The sequence below is a fragment of the Nocardia sp. NPDC051787 genome (genome assembly GCF_040681325.1).
Taxonomy (GTDB): domain Bacteria; phylum Actinomycetota; class Actinomycetes; order Mycobacteriales; family Mycobacteriaceae; genus Nocardia.
The window spans coordinates 13,143-21,439 of the sequence record NZ_JBFAYO010000020.1 but is presented as its reverse complement, the minus strand read 5'-3'; the positions used below and the strand labels follow the sequence as shown (position 1 = coordinate 21,439).

The 8,297-nt window shown below is 62.7% G+C and carries 8 protein-coding genes; 2 read left to right on the top strand and 6 right to left on the bottom strand.

All coding sequences use genetic code 11. The features are described 5' to 3' along the window. Positions 1 to 50: 50 nt before the first annotated feature. From AB0M45_RS21740 to AB0M45_RS21715, 6 genes are all read right to left on the bottom strand, one after another. Positions 51 to 653, bottom strand: coding sequence for a YbaB/EbfC family nucleoid-associated protein (locus AB0M45_RS21740; protein ID WP_364331928.1), 603 nt, complete (start codon positions 651 to 653; stop codon positions 51 to 53). Positions 654 to 721: 68 nt separating this feature from the next. Next, entirely contained in the window at positions 722 to 1,036 is a 315-nt protein-coding gene (locus AB0M45_RS21735; RefSeq protein ID WP_364331925.1) for a hypothetical protein, read from the bottom strand. Positions 1,037 to 1,177: 141 nt separating this feature from the next. Beyond that, positions 1,178 to 3,247, bottom strand: a complete 2,070-nt coding sequence (locus AB0M45_RS21730; RefSeq protein ID WP_364331921.1) for a hypothetical protein — start codon at positions 3,245 to 3,247, stop codon at positions 1,178 to 1,180. 104 nt (positions 3,248 to 3,351) lie between these two features. Then, entirely contained in the window at positions 3,352 to 4,125 is a 774-nt protein-coding gene (locus AB0M45_RS21725) for an ESX secretion-associated protein EspG (RefSeq protein ID WP_364331998.1), read from the bottom strand. A gap of 82 nt (positions 4,126 to 4,207) precedes the next feature. After that, positions 4,208 to 4,492 carry a hypothetical protein gene (locus tag AB0M45_RS21720; protein WP_364331918.1) on the bottom strand — a complete coding sequence of 95 codons (285 nt, stop codon included), beginning with the start codon at positions 4,490 to 4,492 and terminating at the stop codon, positions 4,208 to 4,210. A 24-nt stretch (positions 4,493 to 4,516) separates the two neighbouring features. Beyond that, the gene (locus AB0M45_RS21715) at positions 4,517 to 4,813 is read right to left on the bottom strand and encodes a hypothetical protein (RefSeq protein ID WP_364331915.1); all 297 of its coding nucleotides are present in this window, start codon (positions 4,811 to 4,813) and stop codon (positions 4,517 to 4,519) included. A 756-nt stretch (positions 4,814 to 5,569) separates the two neighbouring features. Between AB0M45_RS21715 and AB0M45_RS21710 the strand changes: the two genes are divergently transcribed. After that, positions 5,570 to 5,989, top strand: a complete 420-nt coding sequence (locus tag AB0M45_RS21710) for a peptidoglycan-binding domain-containing protein (protein ID WP_364331912.1) — start codon at positions 5,570 to 5,572, stop codon at positions 5,987 to 5,989. 760 nt (positions 5,990 to 6,749) lie between these two features. Then, positions 6,750 to 8,297, top strand: coding sequence for a hypothetical protein (locus AB0M45_RS21705; protein ID WP_364331909.1), 1,548 nt, complete (start codon positions 6,750 to 6,752; stop codon positions 8,295 to 8,297).

Here is an 8,297-nt window from a genome sequence, read left to right as displayed (position 1 = left end):
ACACGCGACTCACCGTGCACGGCCGGAATCCGGAAGCGATCGGCCCGGATTCACCAGCCGCGATCGGTGACCTCCGAATCCGAAGTTGCGAGCTGCTCGAGGTCATCATCGGAGTCGATGGACTGCGGTTCCGGATCAGCCGCAGGATCACCGTGCCAGCCGCTGTCGCGAACTCCCCAATCCGGAGCGGGTGGCAACTCCACCACATTGGTGAACACCAGTTGTTCGTCGTCTTCGCCTGGCGCGGTGTCGGTTTCCGGCGGCGTGAGCAGCGCCGTCGGCGGATCGGGAATCAGAGCCGTCAGGTCGGGGGCGCCAGGCAGGAAATCGGACAGGTTGGGCAGATTCTGCGGGTCCTGCATCGACTTCACCAGATCCGCCGACTGTTGCCGCACCTGGACCGCGGCGTCGCGGGCGGCGGACAGCACCGCCTCCGCGATCTCCGGGTAGCTCAATGTGCCTATGCGGGACGAGAATTCGATATTCGCCGGAATGCCATCGGCATCGACGGTCACGGTGACCCGTCCTTGGGCGGCCGAGGCAGAGGCCGACAGACGCGCTCGTTGTTGCTGCATCTGCTGCAGCGTCTGCATGTCCGAGCGAAACGAATCCATCAGGGCGGCAAGCTGTTCCTTGGCTGCCTGGTTCGCCATACGTATCCTCCCGTCCTCGACACAGATAAGGTTGCCGTCTCGCGACGCGTGCGGTCACCGCACGCTTGTCACCTGAACAGTTCCGCGTTGTCCGCCTCGGTCTGCTCCAGCGCGGATGCGGAGTCTTCCAAACCGGTCCCGTACTCGACGGTCAACTCACCCCTCGACCGATCGACGTCAGCAAGACTCTCGCGCGACGGTCGATAACCGTTGTCCCCGTATTCGATCTGCTTGCTGTATTTATCTTCTCCCCAGACCCAGTCATAGGCAGCCGTGTCGGCGAGGAATCGTTCGGCGATGGAGATCATGTCGTGACCCACACGCTGCAAACGCTTGCCAACAGCTCGCACCTCGTCGGGATCAACGTTCAGTTCCCCGGTCATCCCGTTCTCCTCACCCACCACAGCCGCCGATAAATCTGCGCAGCAATCATTTCACGAATCAGCCACCATCCCGCCTCAAGAAAACATCAAATCTCTATGCGCTCAATCGAAGCCGACGGCAACACCCGGCAAGCTACCCCGTCATTGGTCCGATAGCGACACTGTCCGCTGCGACGGCGGTACCTGCCTACGGCCGGTTGCCGGAGCCGCAGGCGCCGACGAGCGCTCCTGGGCAGGCGTGGCCACGGCCCCCGCCGACGACTGTCCCGAACCAGGCCGGATCGAACCGTCGCCCACCACCGGCCTCGTCATGTCGGGCGCGTCGCCCAGCGCCTCATCGATATTGTCGGCGCGATCCAGGTACTTGGCGCGCTCATGCTTACTGTCTTGCCCAGGCCGAGCACCAGCACCGGGGGCACCAGCGGCCCCCGGCGCGCCAGGGACACCGGCCATCGGCATACCCGCCATCGGCGTGCCGGCAGTAAGAGATGCCGTGGCGCCGGGAGCCAGACCTGCCCGGGGAAACAGTCTCGAAGCATCGTAGGTCCCCTTCGGCGTACCGGCACCAGTGCCACTGCCAACTCCGGCGCTTCCCGCACCACCCAGGGCGCTCGGTTCGAAGGCCGACGTCTCGGCCGAATCGAGGCTGCTGGGAACCGAAGGCAGCGTCGACGGCGCCATCGACTGCGCAGCGGATTCCGCCGCTCGCTGAGCCAGCCTCATACCCTGATCCAGGGCCTGCTGGGCGGCGCCGATACCCTGCTGGAGCGCCGATTGCAGCGCCTGTTGCTGTGCGGCCTCTCGCTGCGCCCGAGCCCATTCCTTTTGCTGGGCAGCGAGGTCGTCGGTGTAGGACGGGTAGCCGGGTGTGGTGGAAGAATAGTCCGAGGCGGGCGATGCCAATGCGGCAGGGGTGAAGGCCGAGGAATCCGAACCACCACCGAGTATGTCATCGGGATCAAGTCCGAGGGAATCCAATAAATCATCATACGCCTTCAACTCGAGCCCGGTGTAGCGTTCTGCACCTACATCATTCATCAAAGCGATCAGTTCGGCGAGGTCGGGAAAACTGGAATCCGCTATCTCCATTTTACTGGTGTAGTTTGCTACCATGGCGTCGCGATCTTCTCTGACGAACTCTTTCACCTGTTCCCAGTCCGCTTCCGATGCGACGGTTACTTCACTCAGTTCGTTGAGAGTCGGCATCGCCTCCCCGGTTGCCCTCATCCAGTACGCCATATAGGTGCCGAGATCACGCATCGCCTCGGTCGCCGGCTGGATATTCTGGACGTCATTGACATCCTTCATGAGGGTAGCCATCCAAACGTCCTTCGAATCCCCCTCCCAATCCTCATTGGTCAGGGTGGTAGCTCGACTCCGAAAGTCGGAAAAGGTCTCGGAAAGCACTGTGCCCAACTGCTGCCAGGTGCGGGCCAGATTGAACAAGTAGTCGGAGATATTGTAGGTCTTGAGATACTCTCCCAACGACGCCATTTTATACCATAACTCCATACCTTCGGCATGATTGTCGAGATCATACAAAAATGGGCTCTCGAATGTGATACTCGCACCCAGAATTTTCGGGTACGCTGCCACACCCTTCCCGTAATCAACCGAGGGCTCGGGAATATACGCATTGTCCGAGAAGTGCGGGTTCTGCGGTAAGGAGTCGTACGAATCACCGGCCAAGGCACCTCCCGTTGGCATCGAAGGCGGCGTAGAATACTCCGAATACTCCGACAGACCCAGGCCATCGAACAATTTCTGCGAGTCGGCGTCCGCCCTATCGAAGGCCTTTCCCGCGTCCACGAGAGTTTCGAATCCCGATTGCAGTCGCTCCAGCACCTGGTCCACGATTCCAAGGAATTCCACAGTTCTTGCCGAGAGCTTCTCCGAAAGAGGTGCGCCCTCGGGCAGCGGTGAGAGCGCCAGATCGACGAATGCGTTCTTTTCTCCGTACGACTTCACCGCGGTCACATCATAGTAAATGTCGCGATACAGTGCCGCCGTCTTATAGGCGACGCCATTGTCCAGCTTCAATTTGCCGCTGGAGACTGCGTCCTGCAGCCCATCCCAGCTCACCGCGGTGGTGGCAGGATCGGTCCCACCGTCCTCGGTTCCCGTCAAACCGAGGTCCTCGGGACTGACATACACCGGATCGGTCGCTTCCTCCCCGGTCCCGGCCGACTGTTCGTCCTCTCCGCCAGCCATTGGTCATTCTCCTGCCCGTTCTCTGCCGCGCTCGGGCGTCCACGCCAGCTGTCGCCGCCGCACCGGGAACGGTCACCTGTCTTTGTCCTAGCACTGTCTGAGAATCAACGACGTTCGTCCTTGATCGCCCGGACCACTTCGGCGAGCTCGCTGTCGATACGGGCGGTCAAGCCTCGGGCGTCCACACCGAAAGCCATCGGATGTCCTTGCCCTGCGATGACATACCTGCCGTCATCGCGCAGATCGCGCCACTCGAGCACCCGGCGAGCCGCGTGTCGTGGCCCGAATCTCGAAACTCCTTGGCCGACAAAGATAGTGCCGATGGTCGTGACCGGTGCCCGCAGAAATTGCTCGGCCCGGTACCGGGCTTGGTCTTCGGTCGGCTCACTGACCAGGGACTGGCCGTATTCATGGTCCATGCCCTCGTCGACACGACCGGACAGGTCGATTGCACCGAGCCTGCCGGGCTCGGCGTCGGGTATCCGTTCCACCACAGCCGCGCCGAGTTCCACCACCCCGTATTCCCGCACGATGAATTCGCCACCGTGTTCGCCGGGCTCACCCCAGACCTGCTCCAGCAAGTACCCGTCACTCCCCCGGCGCGCCGCGTGCACCCGGGTTTTCGCCCCGTCCGCGGCGAGATTCACGCCGTTGACTACGATCCGGATATCAGGTCTGGCCACGACATCGAGCACCTCCTCGAATTCGCCACCGAGCCGGTCCCGCACCGCTGCTCCCGCCGCCCGCTTTGCCTCGAGATAGTCTCGATACACCGGTATCCGGCACGTGAATATGAAAGGCCTGGGCAGTTGCCCCGACTCTCGCATGTCCTCCCACAGCGCCGCAAATTCCAGCCCGGTGAGATGCCAGCTTCTCATCATGTGCCGCCGCTTCCCGCGGCAGCTCCGTGATCTGCAAACTGTCCAGCGCCGGAGGTGCGGTTATGCCGGGCAGATCTCGTCAACACCACCTGCTGACAATATGGCGTTGGGTTTCGAAAGCATTTTCGCAGGTCGTCGACGCCGCAGTCTGGTAATTTACGACTTGATCTTTCATGTGTTCGAAGCGTTTCACCATCTCCATGGCCTTGGCAAAGAATTTTTCGGCCATGTCGGTATCAGCCCAAGCGTCGTAAGCCACCGTTTTTGCCGCATTGAGGAATCGTTCGGTATTCGCCTCGTTGCTGCCCACCACCTTGGCAAGATCGGAATCCAGCGAATCGAATACCCCGCGGTCGTAATGCATATCGTTTTTCCTTCCCCGACGCTGTCAGACGAGGGTTGTGTAGGTTTGCTCGTTCTCTTCCTCGGTCGCGATCAGGTCATTTTTCGATATCCCCAGCATCTCAACCAGATCGGTTGCCAGGGCAATGATGCCCTCGCCGTCGTCGCGCATGGAGATTCCTTTGCCGACCGCCGCATCCCTCGCCCTTCCTCCCCAGCCGTATCCGGCGTCCTCAACCGCGTTCGAGAATGCTCGTACGTCCGCGAGGAACCCGTCGAGCGCGTCGACGAACTCCGTTTGTGCCACGGAGACGACATCCGCATCCTGGTTCACCTGGTTCATGATCTACCCGCTCCATCCAGTATTGGCCAAAGTCCGTCCATTGGACTCAATGTACCGAAGTTTCACCTCGCCACGAACCGGTCGCCATGCTCAAATCTTCGTAAATTCCGAGCACTACATCAACACCTCGAGATGAGCTTTGACCTCAATCCACCAGGTGGCTTCGGGCCGGTCCGGGACGCCGGTTGGCGTGTTCTGGCGTGAAGTAGCCGCTGCCTGCCCAACTTTCCACGTCGATGTCGGTTTCGGGGCCGTGTCGGCCAGCCCGTCAGGTGGTTGCCAATTGCGACGGTGTGCAGTCGATTGTGTTGTGCCACAATATGATCCACGGCCCCGACCAGGTCCGGTGACTTGGGGTGGGCGCAGCGTCGATTGGCGCTACAGGCGGGTCGGTCGTGCGGCGGCACAGTGTCAGCGTCGATCCGAGCCCGCAGGACGTTCTTTACATCTCTTTGAGGTCCATACCCGATCGAGGTGGGCCACATCTCGAACCGTCCGGCCGCACCTCCAGCCGATGGATTCATATGGATCTGCGACGCCGATTTTACGGTCCCTTGAGTTTCGGCATCCATATGGAACCCGATCTTTCCAAAGACACCGTAAAGACTCGACCGAAATCCCTTCCGAGCGTTTCGTTCACCTCGGTTGTGACGATATTGGTAACGGAACCGATCCTGCCGGGGAACGGCCGGACCGCCCGGACTATCGATTGCGGTAGTAACTATCCGAATGCCCCAGGAACGAGAATGAGGGACCATGGGAAACATGCGCACCAAGGCGGCCGCGTCCATCGCCGCCGCCCTGCTGAGCGGCACCGTGCTGAGCGTGATCACTGCGGCGCCCGCGCACGCAGCCGACGCTTGCCGCCACACCTTCCACCACGAAGACCGAAACGGCCGAGTCGCCAACGTGCCGACGGACGGCGGCGGCTGCACACTGCGCCAGGGCGACTCGGGTGACGCCGTCAAAGCCCTCCAGGTCGCGTTGAAGCAGTGCTACGGTCACAATCTGTCCATTGACGGCCAATTCGGCCCCAGGACCAGAGATGCCTTGATCACTGCCCAGAAGAATGCGGGTACCGCCGCCGACGGCATCTATGGGCGCAACACCTTCGTCAAGATCAAGTGGCCCTACTTCGCCGAGGCCGTGGCCACCTGCCACCCCTTCGGCGTCTAGCCTCCGGCAGTAGTTCGTGATCCCACCTACGACTGACATGTATCGCCGCCGGTAGCGGCGGCCGTCGGAGGGTGTGCTGGGTGTCAGCGGTGCCAGGTGGGCGCCGCTGTACAAGGGCAGTTGAAATTCCGCCATGCGTGAACCTCTTACACATGGCGGACTCATGAGGCCGCCCGGAAGGCCCGCGGTTCGGCAATGGTGCTGGGCGGTGCGGAACGTTCGGCCAGTGGTGTGGTCGGGATGGCGCATCCATACAGTACGTCATACGCGGGTACGTCGACATTTGCCAGACCGGATGCCGCGTTCACCGTGGCCGAGACGATATTTGTGGGGAAGCGGAATACCTGCCCACCGGATTCGACTGCGGGAGTGCGGATCTCGCGCTGCCGGCGGCGAAACTGGACAGATACGCGCATCGGCTGATTTCACAGCTGGCGGCACGGGCGCGCTGCCGTTCACCAACAGTCGCGCGGCGGTATAGTTGCCCGGCACCTACGAGCCCGGTGATCCGTGTAGTACCGCGCAAACTATTCGAACAGTGATGCCATATATGGGGAATTTACAATCCCTTGAGCGCGGTGATTCCGTTGAGCGAACCCGCCCGCGGAAATTCGTGGAACCATGTCTATGAACCGGAGCCCGATGGGCGAAGTATCGACCAGTCGTATTTCGTCCGCGATCGGCGCGACATCGATGTCGGCCGGTGTATTTCGAGAGCGCAGGTGTGCGGAACGGCAATGGCTGGAAGGTTTCACATCCGATGACGGGACAGGACAAGGATGACCGGGACGAGACTGCGGCGGAGAGCACTCCGGATGTCGCGTTCACCCTCGCGGGTCTCGACGAGCAGGCGCAACCCGCCATCTCCGGCTCGAACGCCGATGCATCGGACGATGGGGAGGGCGCCGACCAGCCGCCCGCCGCGGACGAGCCTGCGGACGTCATTCAGCGGATCGTCGATCAGTTGACGAGCGCGGCGCCCGACCAGTGGCGTGCGCTCTACGCGGAGTTCGCGGTGACCGTCACGGCTGAGGCAGCGCAGGCCGTGTTCTCCGTCGGCGACACCGAGGTGGTGGCGGAGGTGTCGAAGGGGGTTCTGGAACTGGTCCGCGCGCATCGGGAAGTTGCGGCGGACGACGATTCGGGCCCGTGGTGGCGGTTGCTGCTGCATGTGACCGCGGACGGCGTGGTCGATGTGGACCACGACTACGGCGAACGCCCCTTCCCGGAAGAGCAGCTGTTCTCTCCCGCGGAGTACCGCGCGGACCTGGATCGGTATCCGCGTGAGCGGCTTCCGGTGTGGTTGGCGGCCTATATCGGGCACGAGGGCAGGCAGACGCGCAGCCCACAGCGGGCCGCCGTCGCGGCGCGGGCAGACCGGGCCGCCGAGGTGTGGTCGGAACTGATGGAGAACGAACTCCCTCCGTTCCCGGTGATGTGGGCGCGGTGGGCGACAATCGCGGCGGCGTTCGTCGCGGTCGGCTCCGAGTGGGGCCCGCGGATGATGCCGTCGCTGGCGTGGTTCGAAGGTTCTCGACGCAGCGGCTCCACCTTGTGTTCGCTACCGGGCGGCCGTGCCGTGCTGTCGGGCGGCGTGTGGAATGCCCCGGCGTTGGACGCCGTCTTCAACGGCGGCAACGAGATGCCGAATTTCTTTGCGGGAGCGCCGGAATGGGTGGCGGACCCGGTGTTGAACCCACGGGCCGAGACCGGCCTGATGTCGTTCTGCTACTGGTGGGAGGCCGGTCGATGGTATCGGGGCGAGTCCCCGGCGGCCGAGCAGTGCGCCCCCGCGATGCCCGGTGTGTGGAGCGCCGACACCGTAGCCGACATCGTGGCTCGCCTGCTGACGCGGCAGCCGAGTGCGGAGCAGCGGACCGCGGCAGGGACTTTGGTTACCGCGGCGGAAGCGGGTGTGGTGACCCGCGACACCGTCGTGAATGTATTCGGGGACAACGGTGTTCATGATGTCGACGGCGCCCTGTACCAACTCCGCCTGGCCGATTCGGTGATCGAGGTGCCGGACTCGATGCCGGAGCCGCTCGCGATCGTCCGGGTGCGGCAGTACGTGCTCGGGCGCGGTCTCGATACCAGCGGGTACCCTCTCGACGAGCTCGTCGCCGACCGGATCAGCTGCGGCTGGATGGTGTACGTTCCTGTACCGCAGGGCGAAATCGCCATCGGCCGAGCCATCTTCTACATCGCCGACGACGGCGTGCTGGAACTGTCCTCCTCCTCGGTTCCGCCCACGAAATTCGTCGCCGGATTCGAAAAGCGCTTCCGCGACCGCCAGCGTTCCGGGGTGTAG

Bases quoted from the DNA above. Each gene is read 5' to 3' on its own strand.
- AB0M45_RS21725 (WP_364331998.1), bottom strand. From the start codon at position 4,125: ATGAGAAGCTGGCATCTCACCGGGCTGGAATTTGCGGCGCTGTGGGAG.
- AB0M45_RS21705 (WP_364331909.1), top strand. From the start codon at position 6,750: ATGACGGGACAGGACAAGGATGACCGGGACGAGACTGCGGCGGAGAGC.
- AB0M45_RS21715 (WP_364331915.1), bottom strand. From the start codon at position 4,813: ATGAACCAGGTGAACCAGGATGCGGATGTCGTCTCCGTGGCACAAACG.
- AB0M45_RS21740 (WP_364331928.1), bottom strand. From the start codon at position 653: ATGGCGAACCAGGCAGCCAAGGAACAGCTTGCCGCCCTGATGGATTCG.
- AB0M45_RS21735 (WP_364331925.1), bottom strand. From the start codon at position 1,036: ATGACCGGGGAACTGAACGTTGATCCCGACGAGGTGCGAGCTGTTGGC.
- AB0M45_RS21710 (WP_364331912.1), top strand. From the start codon at position 5,570: ATGGGAAACATGCGCACCAAGGCGGCCGCGTCCATCGCCGCCGCCCTG.
- AB0M45_RS21730 (WP_364331921.1), bottom strand. From the start codon at position 3,247: ATGGCTGGCGGAGAGGACGAACAGTCGGCCGGGACCGGGGAGGAAGCG.
- AB0M45_RS21720 (WP_364331918.1), bottom strand. From the start codon at position 4,492: ATGCATTACGACCGCGGGGTATTCGATTCGCTGGATTCCGATCTTGCC.